Origin of the sequence: Colwellia sp. PAMC 20917 (genome assembly GCF_001767295.1) — a bacterium.
Taxonomy (GTDB): Bacteria; Pseudomonadota; Gammaproteobacteria; order Enterobacterales; family Alteromonadaceae; genus Colwellia_A.
The window spans coordinates 3065125-3082742 of the sequence record NZ_CP014944.1 but is presented as its reverse complement, the minus strand read 5'-3'; the positions used below and the strand labels follow the sequence as shown (position 1 = coordinate 3082742).

Here is a 17618-nt window from a genome sequence, read left to right as displayed (position 1 = left end):
TCATCATCGAGCTTGTCATACAAATAATAACCTAACAAAACTGTCTCAAAGTGAACAATTATATTGATACAGCTTTACCTTCTTCTCACTTTCCTAACAGCGCTGCGTTGGGAATAAATTTAATCAAATTGGTATGCCATGAATAACACTATAACCTTAACATTAGATGACCAGCGACGACTTACCGGCAAAAGCTTATTATGGAATAAATCGGGCGCGATTATTGATGCTTTTGTCTCAGGCATCGATAAGCAAACAGTCGTTGATCAATGGTTAATTTACGTTAATCAGTTATTGGCAGCAGTCGATTGGCAAGATGAATCTACGTGTTATCGTATTTTTGAAGACGGCATAAGCCTTGCGATAAGTGCGCCAATGGATGCCCTGTATGCATCTTGCGATGTCAACGAAGCCGCATGGGATTTTGCGTGTAGTAAAATTTTAACCGGCAGTATAAGTGACACTCATCAACAAGAAATGGATAAAACCGTCACTCGTCTTAAACAAATGATTGCCGAAGAGGCTAACCCTGCTCTGCTTAACTTAATAGATTTAGCCATAAAAAATCATGTCGATTATTTAGTTGATGATGATGAATTTTCGTTAGGTTACGGTAAAAGCTGTCAACGCTGGCCGGTGACATCATTACCAGATCCAACGCAGCTCAATTGGCAACACTACCAATCAATTCCTATTGCATTGGTCACTGGCACTAACGGAAAATCAACCACCGTGCGTATCATGTCTGAAATTATTAAACAGTCTAATAAATGTTGCGGTGTCACCTCGACTGACTTTATTCGTGTTGGCGAAAAAATAATAGATTATGGTGATTATTCAGGACCCGGTGGTGCACGAATGTTACTTCGACATCCAGAAACCGAAACAGCCATTCTAGAAGTCGCGCGCGGCGGAATATTGCGCCGTGGCCTGCCCATAGATCACGTTGATGCCGCATTAATTACCAACATAGCTGAAGACCACTTAGGGCAATATGGTATCAATACCGTAGCAGGGCTTGCACAAACCAAAGCGGTTGTTGCAAAAGCGCTAACCAGCGGTGTATTAGTACTCAATGCTGATGATCCTTATTTAACAGCACTTGCACCAACATTAACCGTTAATAAATGTTGGTTTTCATTAAATGAAAATAATCCCGTTCTTCAACAGCATAAAGCCATTGGTGGTGCTATTTGTTTCATCCGTGACGGCGCAATTTTTTATTGTACAGAAAAAACCAGCACTGGCGAGCGCCTTGAATCGATGATCGTTGCCGTTAACGATATACCGATGACATTAAACGGCGCTGCCCAACATAATGTTCAAAATGCCTTAGGGGCAACCGCTTTAGCTAAGAGCTTGCACATAGATAGCGCAGTGATTGGTCTTGCCTTGCAAAACTTTTCAAGTAATGTTGACGATAATCCAGGCCGCGGTAACCAATTTAAACTCAATGGCGCTTCGGTAATTATGGATTTTGCCCACAATGTTCATGGTATGAATGCCATGGCACTGACCATGGCCAATATACCAGCATCACGAAAGTTTTTGATGCTTAGTCATGCCGGTGATCGCAGCAATGACGATATGATTAAAATGACAAAATCAGCCTTAAAAATGAAACCTGATATCTTGGTTGCGGCCGAAACTGTCGAGTACTTAAGAGGAAGAGAGCTTGGTGAAATATCAAATTTAATAGCTAAAGTAGCGATTGAAAGTGGTATGTCTGCCGATAACATCTATTTTGCAGAGGGTCCTTATCAAGGGGCGCAACAGATTGTTAATCAACTGTCAGCTAATGATTTAGCCCTGTTAATCGTTTTATCTGAACGAAATAAAGTGATCGAGTTATTAACTAAAAAGACAAATCAAACAGCAGGTATGTCGTAAACCATAAAATCATCAATAAAATTGAATAATAGAGAACTTTAGAAAGCCGCTGAGTGATTTAAAAATAGCTCAGGCGGTTACTAAAGTTTACTTTTAAAAGACTAAAACAGCAGTTGCTGTTTTGAAAATCGATTGTGTTAGGTTTCATCGTTTAATTGCTTTGCGCTTTCCAGTAAATAAGGAGCAAGTGCGCTTTTAAAATCGAGTGTTGCACCTAACTTATTGGCTAGCAATATCATACCGGTAATTTTACGATTGACTAATGCAACTTCAAATATCGGAGATGCTATCGCTGTTTTATCGGTAATTAATGGCATACTAACCTCTCTAATTCGCTTAATCAGTTGCTGTTTTTTTAAGTTGTAGCCCGTATTACTTTGTAAACAATAACTAGCTTCAAAACACGTCTTTACCACAATATCTATCGCGGTATCACTCATATTATTGTCAACTAAGCCAAGCGAATACAGAGCTGAACGCATGTCGTTATTGTCTTGACGCTGCATAGCATCAGCCATAGCAAGATAATGTATTGAAGTATGTTGAGAAAGCTGCCGGCAAGCGCCAAAATCAAGTAACACTATTTTTTGTGTATCGCTCTGATACAAGAAATTAGCAAAGTTGGGATCACTTTGCATAAGTTTATGCGTAAATAGCTCTTGGTAAGTTAAATCCATTAATTGGCTACAGACTAAATCAACAATACCAGCACTCATGTTACTAATATCAGTGATGGGAGAACCTTCGATATATTCCATCGTCAGTATATTTTTGTCCGTTAGCTCGTCAACAACAAAGGGCACAATAAAGCGAGGATCGTTACCCAGATTTTCACGATAAATGTTAAGAAATTCAGCCTCCTGCAAATAATTAGCTTCAGCTTTAAGCTGTGCTTTTGCTTCAGCGAGCACGCTAGTCAAATCAATATGTTTAGGTAAAACGCCACTGAGTTTTAATAAATTCATGACGTTATCAATATCACTGTCAATGCTTTCTCTAACACCCGGGTACTGGACCTTAATCGCCAACTGACGACCATCCTTTAGTGTTGCCCGATGAACCTGACCAATACTTGCCGATGCGATGGGGGTAAATGAAAAATAACTAAATTGTTGATGCCAGTCTTTTGACCAAGATGCAGCCAAGGTTTTCAGTAGTTGCGCCTTAGGCATAGGGTCAGCTTCTTGGCGTAATCTTGAAAGAATAGGTTCCCATTCGATAGGCAGTAATTCACCGGCATCCATGGAGAGTAGTTGACCAAGTTTCATCGCCGCGCCGCGCATATGTGCTAAACGCTTGGTGATAGATATAGCGTTGTCAATATTACGTAAGGACTCAGTTAATGATGGACGTTGTCCACTGAGCATTTGTTTTGTAGCTCCTTTAACAATATTGCCGGCAACCGCTGAGGCCAAACCGCCCAACTTAGCGAGACGAGCCATTCTTCCGGAAGGTACTTTCCGCTCTTTACGTTTGTCGGTCATCGCAAAATGGCTTGGTTGGGCATGTTAACTATTACCTTAATGTTGTTTACTCTAGCCTGCCTAGTATTTATAGCAAGCGGTGAGTGACAAGAATAAGATTAACAAAAATTAAGCCGACAACCAATGATATTGGAATCAAAAAAGACAGGTTACTTTAACACGTTCAATTGCTAGCTTATTTCTAGGTACTCAAGTATTTCGAAGATTAAGATAATGCGTCAATTAAACAGCATAGAAAGCCGTTCCGTTTCCTGTAGCTAACGCTATTACATTATTTGGAATTGCATAGATTGATATGAAAGGATTTTAGAAAACCGCTTGATTATTATTTAAATAATCAAGCGGTCACTAGAATAGTTGAGTTGACCACATAAGCCGGGTTTTGTATCTCTTTCGAAAAAGAGTGACAATCATTCGTCTAGGCCTTAAATCGCTCTAAGGCTCAAGCAACCTACCCGGTTTCAACGCGAGCCACGCCATATGAAACCCTATTTGGTCTTGCTCCGGGTGGAGTTTACCCTGCAATTACTGTTACCAGCAATCCGGTGCGCTCTTACCGCACCCTTTCAGCCTTACCTGTGAAGTTCCTAAGAACAACCATCGGCGGTCTTCTCTCTGCTGCACTTGTCGTCGGCTCACGCCGCCCAGGCGTTACCTGGCACCCTGCTCATTGGAGCCCGGACTTTCCTCCCCCTCATACCTATATCTTCAGTTTACACATCTGATACAAGAATAAAGCAGCGATTGTCTGGTCAACTCGGCGCGCATTTTACCTTAATTTTTACCGATAGCCAATTGATAATATATTTAGTTACTGACCACTAATAAATAAAGCGTAAATTACTTCATTTCAAGGGCTATTTCATACAAAGCGTTCTTTTTTACTCCGTATATTTCAGCGGTGATCGCACAGGCTGTCTTTGGCTTCATTTCCGCTAACAGTAATTTCAGCGTAGCAATAGCCTTTGCTGGAATAGCGTTCGCATCAATTTTTTTGCCTTCTATGATTAAAACCATTTCACCTTTCAGTTGATTTGGATCTTCTTTTAACCAAGCTAGTAAGTTTTCAGCAGTATCTGAGTGGACGGTCTCGAACGTTTTTGTTAACTCACGAGAAATAACCACCTGACGTTCACCCCCCAATACTTTGACAATATCTTCAACGGTATCAATGGCTCTACGTGGCGCATCATAGAACACCATAGTGCGAGGTTCTTCAAGCAAGTTCGCTAATGTTGCTTGCCTAGCACCGGTTTTTGAAGGTAAAAAACCTTCAAAAGAGAAACGATCTGTGGGTAAACCCGCGACAGATAGAGCAGCAATTGCTGCACAAGCTCCCGGAATAGGAGAAACAGGTAAATTAAGTTGTCGGCAATGGCGAACCAAATGAAAACCAGGATCACTGATTAAGGGGGTTCCGGCATCTGAAACCAGTGCAATGCTTTTTCCTTCTTGTAAAAGTGTAGCTACATAGTCTTGACGTTGGCGTTCATTATGGTCATGTAATGATAAAGTTTTGTTTTTGATAGAATAAGCAGATAATAATCTTTGAGTATGGCGAGTATCTTCACAGGCAATAATATCCACATGAGTTAACACATCAAGTGCGCGTTGACTGATGTCGGTTAAATTTCCGATGGGTGTGGCGACGATGTAAAGCGTGCCTGATTCTACAAATACTGACGACATAATGAATACTTAAGTTGAGACTGATGAAGATGAAGTTTATTATAAAGCTAACTAATAAAGTACGGATTTATCGCTGGTGAGCCAAACTAATTTTTTGTTTTCTAAAAAAAGCACTTTTTATCGCATTACTACACTCTTTTCTGTCGCTCTACTAACAACGACATTATTGACAAGTTGTGGTACTTCCAAAAATATTGCTGCCAATAAAGGCGCAATCGACTCTCGAAATCAACCATTAGCGAGTGCCAATAATAAAATAACCTCACAACAGTTGCTGTTGGCTGCGCAAACACAAGAGGTAAAAATAGCAACAGCCACACTTATTGATGCCAGTGAATTGCTGATTGGTGAGGAAAGTTATAATCAAGCACTATGGTTATCTCAGCAGCTCATAGCACTAACTGACAATGCACAAGACAAGTACCGCTTAGCATTGGTAAGCGCAGAGAGTTTACTTAAGCTAAGTGAGGTTGAATTAGCCTTTAAGCAGCTTGAAGTTGCTAATAAGATTTCAACCGATAATAACGTTATACATCGCGAGTACTACTACTTCTTACTGGCTGATATACAGCAGCGTAGAGCATTAGAAATTAGTGCGGTCAACGCTAAATTGCATTGGTTTTTCAGCAGTTCAAATACAGACGTTGATGATATTTATGAACTATGGCAAGCATTAAGTTTACTGTCTACTTGGCAAGTCAGCCAATTAGCAGCGCTTGACCCGCCTTATATTAAAGGTTGGCAACAACTATTAACTTATGCGCATAAATTTGGTGGTGATATTAACCGTTTTGATGCTTACTTAAGTCAGTGGCAAGGTGATTTTTCTGCGCATCCCGCACAAGCGATTATTGAAACATTAAAAATAACAGAACAAAGCCCACAAGCACTTATTGAAAATATTGCGGTTATTTTACCCCTTTCAGGTAAACAATCGTCTGCAGGAAAAGCAGCCCAGCAAGGGATCCTAGCCGCTTATAGTAATATTCCCAATAAAAACTTATCCTTTATCGATGCTGATACACTTGATTGGACCTTATTAAATGAGCAGCTAATCGCCTTAAATAGTCATTTTATTATTGGCCCTTTGCTTAAAAATAATGTCGATAAGTTCCTTGCCCAAGGTGAAATTTTGCTACCTAGCTTATTACTTAACACCCCAAAAGTTGAGCAACGGAGCACAGAGCAATTCATTCTGTCGATGCGCCCAGAAGACGAAGCTTACCAAGCAGCAACAACATTGAGTCGTAAAAATTATCGCTCACCAGTCATACTCAGTCATCAAGATACCGCCAGTAAAAGAATTGCCCGAGCCTTTGGCAAACAATGGCAACTGATTAACGGCTATGCTCCTGAAGTGGTTTATTTCGAAAAAGGCAAAATGATGCAAGAGCAACTCAAGGCTAGCTTAGAGGTCGATAGTAGCCAAGCGCGTATCAAGGATTTAAAAATAAGAGTAAAACAGAGTATCGATTCAGAACCAAGAAATCGCCGTGATATTGATATGTTTTACTTAGTGGGTTCACCGGCACAAACAAAATTACTAAAACCGTACATTGATGTTAATACCAGCCCTTTTGCTACTATTATTCCAGTTTATGCTAGCTCTCGCAGTCATAGCAGTAAACAAGATTCAAGTAAGCATAACGATCTTCGTAACCTTATTTTTACCGAAATGCCTTGGCTGTTAAGTAGCCAACAACAAAATGCTCAATTAGCTGATTTGAGTAAAACGCTTTGGCCAAGTCGCAGTGACTCTTTACAACGCATCTTTGCCATGGGTTATGACAGCCTATATTTAGTCGACAAACTGCCCCTAATGAAACAAAAACCTTATGTTCGTCATTATGGTCAAACCGGTATATTAAAATTAAACAGTAATAATACCCTAACGCGAAGCTTATTGTGGGGTATATATCAAGATGGTGAGGTCGCTGAAATTGCCATGGACTAAGCCAGTTACGACTAAAAAAACCGGTGATATTACCGAAAGGTACGCGGGAGATTTTTTGGTGGCACAAGGCTTAATTATCGAAGAAAAAAACTTCACCTGCCGGTTAGGTGAAATTGATATAATCGTCAAAGATGCTGACACTTATGTCTTTGTCGAAGTAAAATATCGTGCTTCGATGTCGTTTGGTGGTGCTATTTCAGCAATATCAACGAAAAAAGAGCAAAAAATTAGGAAAACAGCTGCAATTTATCTGCAACAATGTGGTTTAAACGAATATAATACTTCTTGTCGATTTGATGTTATTGCTTTACAAGGTAATATAAACAATCTCGATATTACCTGGCTAAAAAACGCCTTTTAGAGTCAATAAACGGAGCTAGTTTCATTTATGTTAGAACGGATCAAAAGCAACTTTACCGAAAGTATCCAAACCAAAATTGCCGCCAGTGAATTACTAGCAGGCCCTATTGAGCATGCTGGTATGATAATGGTGCAAAGCTTATTGGCTGGTAATAAAATACTTGCCTGTGGTAACGGCGGTTCAGCGGGTGATGCACAGCACTTTTCAGCCGAGTTATTAAACCGCTATGAAACTGAACGACCACCTTTGCCGGCAATAGCCTTAACAACCGACACTTCAACGATTACTTCTATCGGGAATGATTATTCCTTTGATGAAATATTTTCTAAACAAGTGCGAGCATTAGGTAATAATGGTGACGTTTTACTCGCTATTTCAACCAGTGGTAATTCTCGTAATGTCATAAAAGCGATTGAAGCAGCAGTATCTCGCGATATTCCTATTATCGCATTAACCGGCGGTGATGGCGGCGATATTGCAGGTTTACTGGGCGAAAACGATGTCGAAATACGGGTACCTTCTTCACGTACGGCTAGAATTCAAGAAGTACATTTAGTAGTAATACATTGCTTATGCGATATTATTGACACGACTTTATTTCCTCAAGATGCCAATTAATATGATGCGAAAAAAATTATTAATAACCCTAGCAAGTATTTTACTTTTGCAAGGGTGCGTTGCTGCTGCTGTTGTTACTATTGTCGGAGGAGCATCTGCTGCTACCGATGAGCGTAGTATTGGTACACAGTTGGACGACCAAAAAATTGAATTTGAGGCGAATGCTAAGCTTGGCAAACATCAAGCCCTCGCAGACAACACTAATATTCAAGTGATCAGTGTTAACGGTAGTGTCTTAGTTATCGGGCAAGTGCCCAATACCTATTTACGCGATCTGGCGATAAAGTCGATTAATGAAGTTAAACAAGTTGTTCAGCTACATAATCAAATTCGTATCAGTAATACCACTTCTATTACGACCAGAAGTAACGATGTTTGGTTAACGTCTAAGGTTAAAGCGGCTCTTTTTGGCAGTGACAACATCGATGCGACTAATATTAAAGTAGTTACTGAAAATGGCGAAGTATTTTTAATGGGCTTAATAACACAAGCGCAAGCTAATGAAGCCGTAGAGATAGCCCGTAATGTTAGCGGCGTCAATCGTGTATTCAAAATATTTGAATACATTTAACGATAAGTGACTTACCATAGCGCTCATAAAAAAAGCTTCTCAAGTTAATACTTGTGAAGCTTTTTTATTATTTACCGCTTGCCATAATGACGACTGAAATCAATTTAAAACAATTTCAGCATAACAGCTAATATACCAACAACAGTTATGGTGCCTGTAGTAATTACTTGATCACTTTTAAGCTAGGCTTACCTTTCGCTGAGCCCGTTTCAGACTTGGTTTTTGAAGTGCTGCTCTTATCTGAAGAGACACTAGATAAACCTACTGGCTTTACTGGACTTATTTCTTTATCAAGTTCTGGTTCAGGGTGTTCAATCGCAAGCGATGTCCCTGCACCATTTTCTTTTGCATAAATAGCACTAATAGCACCGTAAGGCACGACAAGTTGTTCAAGCTTACCGCCAAAACGTGCGCTTACTTCAATGGCATGATCAGCAAGAGAAATAGAACCAACGGCTGACATTGAAACATTGAGCACAATTTGCCCATCAGTCACATAAGCTGTTGGAACTAACACACCATAGACACTCGTATCTACAGCAATATATGGTGTAAGGTCGTTATCAGAAATCCACTGATAAAAAGCTCTCACTATATAAGGCTTGTTAGAGGTCATCTCTGGAGATATCAAGGCTAAAACATACCTAAACGTATTTCACGTTCTTCTTCAGTTAACGATGCTTGAAATGACTCACGTTCGAATAACTTCAGCATGTAACCTTTAAATTCTTTAGAGCCTTCACCATCAAGTTCAATACCTAAAGCAGGTAAACGCCATAATAGTGGTGCTAAGTAACAGTCAACTAAACTGAATTCTTCACTCATAAAGTAAGGCGCTTCATTTAAAATTGGCGCTACACTTAACAAGCTTTCTTTAAGTTCTTGACGAGCTTTGCTTGCAGCGTCTGCTGGGCCACTCATAATTATTTTTGCTAGACTGTACCAATCTTGTTCTACACGATGCATCATCAAACGGCTACGACCACGTGATACCGGATAAACTGGCATTAATGGTGGATGAGGAAAACGCTCATCTAAGTATTCAATAATAATTGATGCTTCGTATAATGCTAATTCACGATCAATTAACGTCGGTACTGTGCCATAGGGATTTAAGTCGAGTAAATCTTCTGGTAAGTTAGCCAAATCAACTAAGTGGATATCAACGCCAACACCTTTTTCAGCGAGTACGATGCGTGTTTGATGACTATACATATCATCAGCATGAGAATATAAATTCATCACTGAACGCTTGTTTGCTGCTACGGCCATAATGCCTCCAAAAATCTGTAATAAAAAACTAACAAAGGGGGCCAAAGCCCCCCATAAATAAAACGCTGTACATTAACAATAATTGTTAGTGTACATCCTTCCAATATTCAACTTTAAGTAAGTAAGCAAAAATAAGGAAAATAAATAAGAAACCTATTACCCAATATCCCATAGCTTCACGCTTAAGCTTACTTGGCTCACCGGTGTACTCTAAGAAATTGGCTAAATCACGAGCAAAGGCATCGTACTCTTCAACGGTCATAGAACCCCCCGTTGCTTCACTGAGATTACCATTTTCGTCCATCGTACGAACACCTTGTAAACCCTGTAAAACATGTGGCATACCCGCATTTTTTAATACGGTGTTATTAACGCCAAAGGGACGTTCAGGATCAACGTAGAAAGAACGTAAGTAGGTATAAATATAATCAGGCCCTGGTTTTAAACGCGCCATTAACGTTAAATCAGGTGGTGTATTACCAAACCATTTAGCCGCATCTTTTGCTGGCATAGTATTAGTAATATGATCACCGACTTTTTCACCCGTATACATATAATTAGCAATACCATCGGCTTCACTAATACCTAAATCCTCAAAAGTACGATTGTATCTTTGGTACTGTAACTGGTGACAACCTAAACAATAATTAATGTAAGATTGAAAACCACGTTTAAGTGACTCTTTGTCACTTAAATCATTACCGGCTTTGTCTAAATGAACACCGCTGCTAGCAGCAAGTGTGAGCATAGGTACTAGCGCAAAAATTCCAAAAGTAAAAGCTCTAATAAATTTATTCATTATCCTGAAACCCTCTCTGGAACTGGCTTAGTTTTTTCGTTCTTACTGTATACCCATAAGGCAAGAAAGAAACCAAAATAACCAAACGTAGCCATGGTACCAATTAAGTTATAGACCGGTGTTGATGGCAATGTACCTAAAATACCCAAAGCAATAAAACAAATAACAAATTGCGCTAAGTTAACCGTATGAGCAGTACAACGGAATTTGATAGATTTCACTGTACCACGGTCAAACCAAGGTAATAAGAATAAGACAATGATCGCAGAAAACATACCAACTGCCCCTAATAACTTATCAGGGATAACACGTAAAATGGTATAGAAAGGACCAAAATACCAAACCGGTGCAATATGTTCTGGTGTTTTCAAACCATTTGCAGGTTCAAAATTTGGCGCTTCCATAAAGTAGCCACCACCTTCAGGGTTGAAAAACATTACCCAAGAGAAAATGATTAAGAAGATAACAATCGCCACTAAATCTTTAACTGTGTAGTAAGGGTGGAACGGGATCGCATCGACGATATCGTATTTTTTAGTATATTGTTCATGAAAAGTAAATTTACTTTGCTCTTCTAATGGCACACTACCTTTAGGTTTTTTAATATCTGTGCCTTCAGGATTGTTCGAACCCACTTCATGAAGTGCAAGAATATGTAAGAAAACTAATACAACTAAAACCAGTGGCATTGCAATAACGTGTAAAGCAAAGAAACGGTTTAAGGTAGCACCTGATATAACGTAATCACCACGTATCCAGAGAGTTAAGTCATCACCTATAATTGGAATAGCACCAAACAGAGAAATAATAACCTGCGCGCCCCAATAAGACATATTACCCCAAGGTAATAAGTAACCCATGAAAGCTTCAGCCATAAGCACTAAGAAGATCAACATACCGAAGATCCAAAGTAACTCACGAGGCTTTTGGTATGAACCGTACATCATGCCACGGAACATATGCATATAAACAACAACAAAGAACGCTGACGCGCCTGTAGAATGCATATAGCGAAGTAACCAGCCGTAATCAACATCACGCATGATGTATTCTACAGAAGCGAACGCACCTTCACCTGATGGCTCATAACTCATTGTTAACCAAACACCCGTTAACAATTGATTGACGAGTACGACACTCGCTAAAACACCAAAGACATACCAAAAATTAAAGTTTTTAGGTGCAGGGTATTGACCAGCATGCTTGTTTACCGCGTCGGTTAACGGTAAACGTTTGTCAATCCACGCCATTAAATTAGCTAACATTATGCTTCTCCTGCGCTAACACCAATTAATAAGGTGTCTGCTGTTGGGAATGAATGCTCAGGAACCACCAAGTTTGTTGGTGCAGGAACGCTTTGAAAAACACGACCAGCCATATCGAATTTAGAACCGTGACAAGGACAAAAGAAACCGTCTTTTACACCTTCAACAAACTCTTCAAAATCGCCTTGGTGGTGAGTAGGAGCACAACCTAAGTGAGTACACACGCCTAAAGCAACCATAAACTCAGGCTTTATTGAACGATATGCATTGGCTGCATAAGTAGGTTGTTGAGGCTCTTCTGAACCTGGGTCTTTCAATTGATCGTCATGCGCCGCTAAAGTTGATAATATTTCTTCAGTTCTACGGACCACATACACAGGTTTTCCTCGCCATTCAGCGCGGATTAATTGACCTGGTTCTATTTTACTAACATTGACTTCAACCGGAGCACCTGCAGCTTTCGCTCTAGCACTAGGGTTCCAAGAACCAATGAAAGGCACAGCCAAACCGACAACACCAACACCACCTACTACCGAAGTAGCAGCAGTTAAAAAGCGTCGACGGCCGTTATTCACGGGCGCATTGCTCATTCAAAATCTCCAAATAACATTGTTTCAAACAAATTCGAATTATTATTCTCACAGCTGCAGCGAGTTGCGAGAGGAAATACTTTCCAATTGTTTGCCCAAACTTGCGACAAAAAATTTTTCTGATAATAAAGAAATAAGCACTTTTTTACAAGTAAAAATAAGCGAAACATCAGTTATATATCTTTATTTCACTGACTTTATCACTTTAGACACACAGCTAAATACGAAAGATTATTATTCAAAAAAAGCACAAAAGAATAGTTTCTCTTTCGCTATCTGATAAATTATTTTAATGCTTATATAGTTGAGTGTAATGGCTAACCATCAAAAGTGTTCAGTAAACAGCTCAATAATAGGACTATTTTCACGCATATTATTTTTATTGCTGTTCCTTGAAAGTTTACCATTTTGTTGGAACTCGCACTGTATTATTTATTATCACCTAAGGTCACTTTTATAATAAAAAGCCCACGAATTGACTCTTACTGCGGATGCTGATTTTTCTAAATAGCAGATATAAAAAAACCGACATAAAGTCGGTTTTTTGAAAACGTATAAGGTAAATATTAACGTTTTGAAAATTGTGGCTTTTTACGAGCCTTGTGTAAACCAACTTTCTTACGTTCAACTTTACGAGCATCACGAGTTACGAAACCAGCTACACGTAGAGAACCACGTAAAGTTTCATCGAACTCCATTAATGCACGAGTAATACCGTGACGAATTGCGCCAGCTTGACCAGAAATACCACCACCAACAACAGTGATGTTAAAGTCAAACTTTTCTAACATTTCAACTAATTCTAATGGTTGACGAACAACCATACGAGCCGTTGGACGACTAAAGTATACAGAAATGTCACGCTTGTTAATTGTAATTGCACCGTTACCAGCTTTCATGAACACACGAGCAGTTGAGCTCTTGCGACGACCAGTACCGTAATATTGATTATCAGCCATTGCTTAAAGCTCCAAAAGTTGTGGTTGTTGTGCAGTATGCTTATGTTCAGTGCCCGCGTAAACTTTAAGCTTACGGAACATTTCACGACCTAAAGGACCTTTAGGTAACATACCTTTAACTGCGAATTCTAAAACACGCTCTGGAGCTTTTTCAATTAGTTTTTCAAAACTAATTTGCTTAAGACCGCCTGGGAATTCTGTATGCGAGTAGTAAATTTTACCCTTCGCTTTATTACCAGTTACTTTCACTTTCTCAGCGTTAATAACAACGATGTAATCGCCAGTATCTACGTGAGGAGTATATTCTGCTTTATGCTTGCCGCGTAAACGGGTTGCAATTTCAGTAGCGATACGTCCTAAAGTCTTATCTTCGGCGTCCACTAAGAACCATTCGCGTTGTACGCTTTCTGGTTTTGCTACAAAAGTTTTCATTAAAAAACCCAATATTTATTATGTTACTTTAAATGATGAATGCTAAGAATTAGCATCACCGGTTAAAAAGACCACGCTCTACCCCTTCGAGTATCGAGTCCATCGCCACTACTTTTCACAAAAGTCAAAAACAGTAGGCATTTGTAACGCAGGGAGCGCGGATTATACAGAAGTTATCTACTAAGATCACCTATAAATCACAATCAATTGCACTTTTTTTAAACTTTTATCACGAATACAATCGCTAGCTAGTAATGAATCACATTTTTAATCGCCGTAATTTAAGCAAGTAGCGCAATTGTCTAAGGAGAGACTACCGATTTTTGATAACATTTTACACTTTGGCTTGCTGTGGTTGGAAAAGCTAAGGGTAAAGTTGCCATAAAAAATGCCGATCGCTAAATCGGCATTTTTATAATTATCTTTAAGTAGAGCAAACTATCTCACTAAGGTAAGTGCTTACTTGCTAAATAATCATGTGACTGCATTTCTTGTAAACGACTCAAACAACGTTTGAACTCAAATTCCAAACCACCGTGGCTGTATAAATTTTCCATTTCGACTTCAGCAGAAATAATTAATTTTACATTACGCTCATAAAATTCATCAACCAAGGCTATAAATCGACGGGCCGCATCTTCACGATCGACACTCATTTGTTTGACATTGGCTAATAATACCGTGTGATACAAACGACTTATTTCCATATAGTCAGTTTGGCTACGCGCGGATTCACACAACACCGAAAAGTCAAAGTGCACAATACCGTCCGACTCTTCAATCGTCGATAATGAGCGGTTATTTATTTTAACTTCAACATCTTTTTTACCTGGTTTGACCGACAATTGAATAAAATATTGCGTCAGGTTTTCACTTGCCTCTGCATCAAGTGGAGCATGGTAAATCTCGGCTTGCTCTAGGGTTCGCAAACGGTAATCAATACCGCTATCGACATTTACCACATCACAATGTTTATTGATGAGTTTAATGGCGGGTAAAAAACGTTCGCGTTGCAAACCATTACGGTACAGACCGTCAGGTATAATATTTGACGTTGCCACTAAAGTAACATTATGTGCAAATAATTCTTCAAACAAAGCGCCAAGGATCATTGCATCGGTAATGTCGGAAACAAAAAATTCATCAAAACAAATAATGCAGGTTTCATCAGCAAAACGTTTGGCAATTATTTTCAATGGGTCAGCTTGCCCGGTTAATGTTTTTAATTCTTGATGAACACGGTGCATAAAGCGATGAAAGTGAACACGCATTTTATTTTCAAAAGGCAAACAATCATAAAAGGTGTCAACTAAATAAGTTTTCCCTCGACCAACGCCACCCCAAAAATAAAGTCCTTGTATGGTTTTGGTTTCAGATGAAGCAACAATGCGCTTCCAGCGATTAAGCACTTTCTTAAATCCTTCAACGGGTAAGGGTTTATTTTGAAGATCTTCATAGAGCCTCTGTAAGTTTTTTACCGCATTTTCCTGCGCATCGTCATGTAAAAAATCATCACGGGTTAAATCTTCATTATACTTATCTAGAGGTGAAAGCTTGATCATTTATTGGCCACTTATATTTTGTTTCACAAAGTCTTTACAGGACTAATGGAATATTTTCTTGAAATTAACAAATTCGCAATCATATTCATTAGGTAAGCGCGAACAGAAGCGCTATTATACAAAATAAGTTCCCATATTTTTACTAATTTTATTGAATATAACGAGGGTTTGACACTATGGATATAGTTTTAGCAATTTTTCTTTTATTAGTTGGTGCGGCAATAGGTTTTGTTGCTAGTCGTTTTTTATCTGCATCAGTCCAGGACAATCAGAAACTTAGTGAACGCGTTAGTAATAGTGAAGCCGCTTTAGCGCAATATAAACTCGATGTTGCAGAACATTTAGATGATTCAACAATACTGTTGGACAAAATGAATAGCACTTGCCAAACAGCCATGTTGCAAATGGAAAAAAGTACGCAATTATTAAAGCAAGCAACACCTTCAGACGTTGATGGCATGCCTTTTTTCTCGAAAGAAACACAAGAACAACTTGCACAAACAGTGTCATTACGTCATAGCCGAGCTGAACGTAAGAATGAAGAAACAAGCACAGAACCACCACTTGACTATTCAGGTCAAGCGAGTGGACTTTTTGCCGACAAGAAACAAAGTGTTACAAATGTAGGCTGATGTTCTTTGGAACTAACGCACACAGCATAGGTCTTTAGTTAAGTATAAAATTACATTAATCATTTATGTTTATAAGAAGGTTGTCTCTTTTATGAAAAAACTGTCTGTTTTAGCAACAAGTATTCTTCTTTCCGGCTCTCTTGCCTTGGCAAGTTTGCCCGTCCAAGCCAATTTACCTTTTTCCGTTAGTGGCCAACAGTTACCAAGTTTAGCGCCGATGCTAGAGAAGGTCACTCCGGGTGTCGTGCTAATTTCGGTTACCGGTACCCACGAAGATAAATCTAAAGTACCCGATGCTTTAAAGTTTTTCTTTGGAAATCCTCAACAAAACCAAGCAAGAAAACGTGAATTTCGAGGTTTAGGCTCAGGGGTGATTATTGATGCTGCACAAGGCTACATAGTCACTAATAATCATGTCATCAATGAAGCTGATGAAATTCAAATAACGTTAAAAGACGGTCGTCAAATCACCGCCAAGAAAATTGGTTCTGATGCCAGTAGTGATATCGCTTTACTGCAAATAGACGCTGAAGATTTAATTGAAGTAAAGTTAGCTGACTCAGATAATATACGAGTTGGAGATTTTGCTGTTGCCATTGGTAGCCCTTTTGGTTTAGGTCAAACCGTCACTTCAGGTATTATAAGTGCCTTAGGACGTAGCGGATTAAACGCGCAGAATTACGAAGACTTTATTCAAACTGATGCGGCCATTAACAGCGGTAATTCGGGTGGAGCACTCATTAACTTACACGGTAAACTTGTTGGCATTAATACCGCGATATTAGGCCCTAATGGTGGCAATGTGGGTATTGGCTTTGCCATACCCAGTAATATGGTCGATAACATTGTTAAACAATTAATTGAGTTTGGCGAAGTTCGCCGCGGTGTACTTGGCGTGTTAGGCCGAAGTGTGAATGGTGAAATCGCGAAGGCACTAGAACTCGAGTCAAGCCAAGGTGGCTTTATCGAGCAAGTCATTGCTGATTCTGCTGCTGCCGATGCCGGTATTGAGTCTGGTGATGTAATTACCAAAGTAAACGGAAAAGTGGTAAAAACGTTTGCTGCCATTCGAGGAAAGATTGGCTCGATTGGCGCAGGCAAGTCTGTTGAGTTAACAGTCATCAAAAAAGACGGTTCAGAAAAGACTTATGACGTTACGCTTAAAAAACAAGAAACAGCAAAAGTAGAGGCCGCAAGCATTCACAGAATGTTAGATGGCGCTGAACTTCAAAATAGTACGAGTGATCAAGGTATTGATATTAAGTCAGTAGAAGAAGAAAGTCCCGCCGCCGCTATTGGCTTACAAAGAGGAGACGTGATCAGTGGAATAAACCGCACACGTATAAAGTCTATAGGTGAACTACGCAGCTACTTAAATGATAACAAAGGGGTTTTTGCGCTCAATATTGTCAGAGGTAATAGCACATTGTTCTTAATGATCCGCTAATGCCGCAGGGGTGATATTAGACTTATCTAAAGGCTCTTTATGAGCCTTTTTTATTTTTCAAACTATAAGATTAAAGCAGACCTATGCTATGCT

At 39.3% G+C, this 17618-nt stretch carries 17 protein-coding genes and 1 other RNA gene; 7 read left to right on the top strand and 11 right to left on the bottom strand.

All coding sequences use genetic code 11. The annotated features are described in order from the left end of the window. Nucleotides 1–138: 138 nt before the first annotated feature. Nucleotides 139–1890, top strand: coding sequence for a Mur ligase family protein (locus A3Q34_RS13300; protein WP_083278013.1), 1752 nt, complete (start codon nucleotides 139–141; stop codon nucleotides 1888–1890). A gap of 137 nt (nucleotides 1891–2027) precedes the next feature. Here the strand turns inward: A3Q34_RS13300 and A3Q34_RS13295 are convergent, their stop codons facing one another. From A3Q34_RS13295 to rsmI, 3 genes are all read right to left on the bottom strand, one after another. Beyond that, complete coding sequence (locus A3Q34_RS13295) at nucleotides 2028–3374, bottom strand: ABC1 kinase family protein (protein WP_070375793.1); 1347 nt, start codon at nucleotides 3372–3374, stop codon at nucleotides 2028–2030. A 354-nt stretch (nucleotides 3375–3728) separates the two neighbouring features. Beyond that, an RNA gene (rnpB, locus tag A3Q34_RS13290) (RNase P RNA component class A) lies at nucleotides 3729–4134 on the bottom strand. 80 nt (nucleotides 4135–4214) lie between these two features. Beyond that, nucleotides 4215–5063, bottom strand: coding sequence for a 16S rRNA (cytidine(1402)-2'-O)-methyltransferase (rsmI, locus tag A3Q34_RS13285; protein ID WP_070375792.1), 849 nt, complete (start codon nucleotides 5061–5063; stop codon nucleotides 4215–4217). A gap of 76 nt (nucleotides 5064–5139) precedes the next feature. Here rsmI and A3Q34_RS13280 point away from each other — a divergent pair, with 76 nt between their 5' ends. The 4 genes from A3Q34_RS13280 to dolP are packed head-to-tail and all read left to right on the top strand — an operon-like array spanning nucleotide 5140 to nucleotide 8567. After that, nucleotides 5140–7017, top strand: coding sequence for a penicillin-binding protein activator (locus A3Q34_RS13280; RefSeq protein WP_197517591.1), 1878 nt, complete (start codon nucleotides 5140–5142; stop codon nucleotides 7015–7017). Next, complete coding sequence (locus tag A3Q34_RS13275; protein ID WP_231907358.1) at nucleotides 7004–7378, top strand: YraN family protein; 375 nt, start codon at nucleotides 7004–7006, stop codon at nucleotides 7376–7378. The genes A3Q34_RS13280 and A3Q34_RS13275 overlap by 14 nt, the downstream gene beginning before the upstream one ends. A gap of 27 nt (nucleotides 7379–7405) precedes the next feature. Next, the gene (locus tag A3Q34_RS13270) at nucleotides 7406–7996 is read left to right on the top strand and encodes a phosphoheptose isomerase (RefSeq protein ID WP_070375790.1); all 591 of its coding nucleotides are present in this window, start codon (nucleotides 7406–7408) and stop codon (nucleotides 7994–7996) included. A 4-nt stretch (nucleotides 7997–8000) separates the two neighbouring features. Further along, on the top strand, nucleotides 8001–8567 hold the full coding sequence (gene dolP, locus A3Q34_RS13265) for a division/outer membrane stress-associated lipid-binding lipoprotein (RefSeq protein WP_070377162.1): 567 nt from the start codon (nucleotides 8001–8003) through the stop codon (nucleotides 8565–8567). Nucleotides 8568–8730: 163 nt separating this feature from the next. Here dolP and A3Q34_RS13260 read toward each other — a convergent pair whose 3' ends face one another. The 8 genes from A3Q34_RS13260 to zapE form a co-directional block, all read right to left on the bottom strand. Next, the gene (locus tag A3Q34_RS13260; RefSeq protein ID WP_331710910.1) at nucleotides 8731–9198 is read right to left on the bottom strand and encodes a ClpXP protease specificity-enhancing factor; all 468 of its coding nucleotides are present in this window, start codon (nucleotides 9196–9198) and stop codon (nucleotides 8731–8733) included. Between the two features lie 2 nt (nucleotides 9199–9200). Beyond that, complete coding sequence (gene sspA / locus A3Q34_RS13255; RefSeq protein WP_070375788.1) at nucleotides 9201–9839, bottom strand: stringent starvation protein SspA; 639 nt, start codon at nucleotides 9837–9839, stop codon at nucleotides 9201–9203. A gap of 85 nt (nucleotides 9840–9924) precedes the next feature. Continuing rightward, nucleotides 9925–10638 carry a cytochrome c1 gene (locus A3Q34_RS13250; protein WP_070375787.1) on the bottom strand — a complete coding sequence of 238 codons (714 nt, stop codon included), beginning with the start codon at nucleotides 10636–10638 and terminating at the stop codon, nucleotides 9925–9927. Further along, entirely contained in the window at nucleotides 10638–11903 is a 1266-nt protein-coding gene (locus A3Q34_RS13245; RefSeq protein ID WP_070375786.1) for a cytochrome b, read from the bottom strand. The genes A3Q34_RS13250 and A3Q34_RS13245 overlap by 1 nt, the downstream gene beginning before the upstream one ends. Further along, entirely contained in the window at nucleotides 11903–12493 is a 591-nt protein-coding gene (gene petA / locus A3Q34_RS13240; RefSeq protein WP_070375785.1) for a ubiquinol-cytochrome c reductase iron-sulfur subunit, read from the bottom strand. Before petA ends, A3Q34_RS13245 begins: the two co-directional genes overlap by 1 nt. 566 nt (nucleotides 12494–13059) lie before the next feature. Then, complete coding sequence (gene rpsI / locus A3Q34_RS13235; protein WP_070375784.1) at nucleotides 13060–13452, bottom strand: 30S ribosomal protein S9; 393 nt, start codon at nucleotides 13450–13452, stop codon at nucleotides 13060–13062. 3 nt (nucleotides 13453–13455) lie between these two features. Further along, nucleotides 13456–13884, bottom strand: coding sequence for a 50S ribosomal protein L13 (gene rplM / locus A3Q34_RS13230; RefSeq protein ID WP_070375783.1), 429 nt, complete (start codon nucleotides 13882–13884; stop codon nucleotides 13456–13458). A 446-nt stretch (nucleotides 13885–14330) separates the two neighbouring features. Next, on the bottom strand, nucleotides 14331–15446 hold the full coding sequence (gene zapE, locus A3Q34_RS13225) for a cell division protein ZapE (RefSeq protein ID WP_070375782.1): 1116 nt from the start codon (nucleotides 15444–15446) through the stop codon (nucleotides 14331–14333). Nucleotides 15447–15622: 176 nt separating this feature from the next. Between zapE and A3Q34_RS13220 the strand changes: the two genes are divergently transcribed. Both A3Q34_RS13220 and A3Q34_RS13215 read left to right on the top strand, forming a co-directional pair. Next, nucleotides 15623–16078 carry a YhcB family protein gene (locus A3Q34_RS13220; protein ID WP_070375781.1) on the top strand — a complete coding sequence of 152 codons (456 nt, stop codon included), beginning with the start codon at nucleotides 15623–15625 and terminating at the stop codon, nucleotides 16076–16078. Nucleotides 16079–16169: 91 nt separating this feature from the next. After that, a complete protein-coding gene (locus A3Q34_RS13215; RefSeq protein WP_070375780.1) occupies nucleotides 16170–17525 on the top strand; it encodes a Do family serine endopeptidase in 1356 nt (451 codons plus the stop codon). Nucleotides 17526–17618 lie beyond the last annotated feature (93 nt).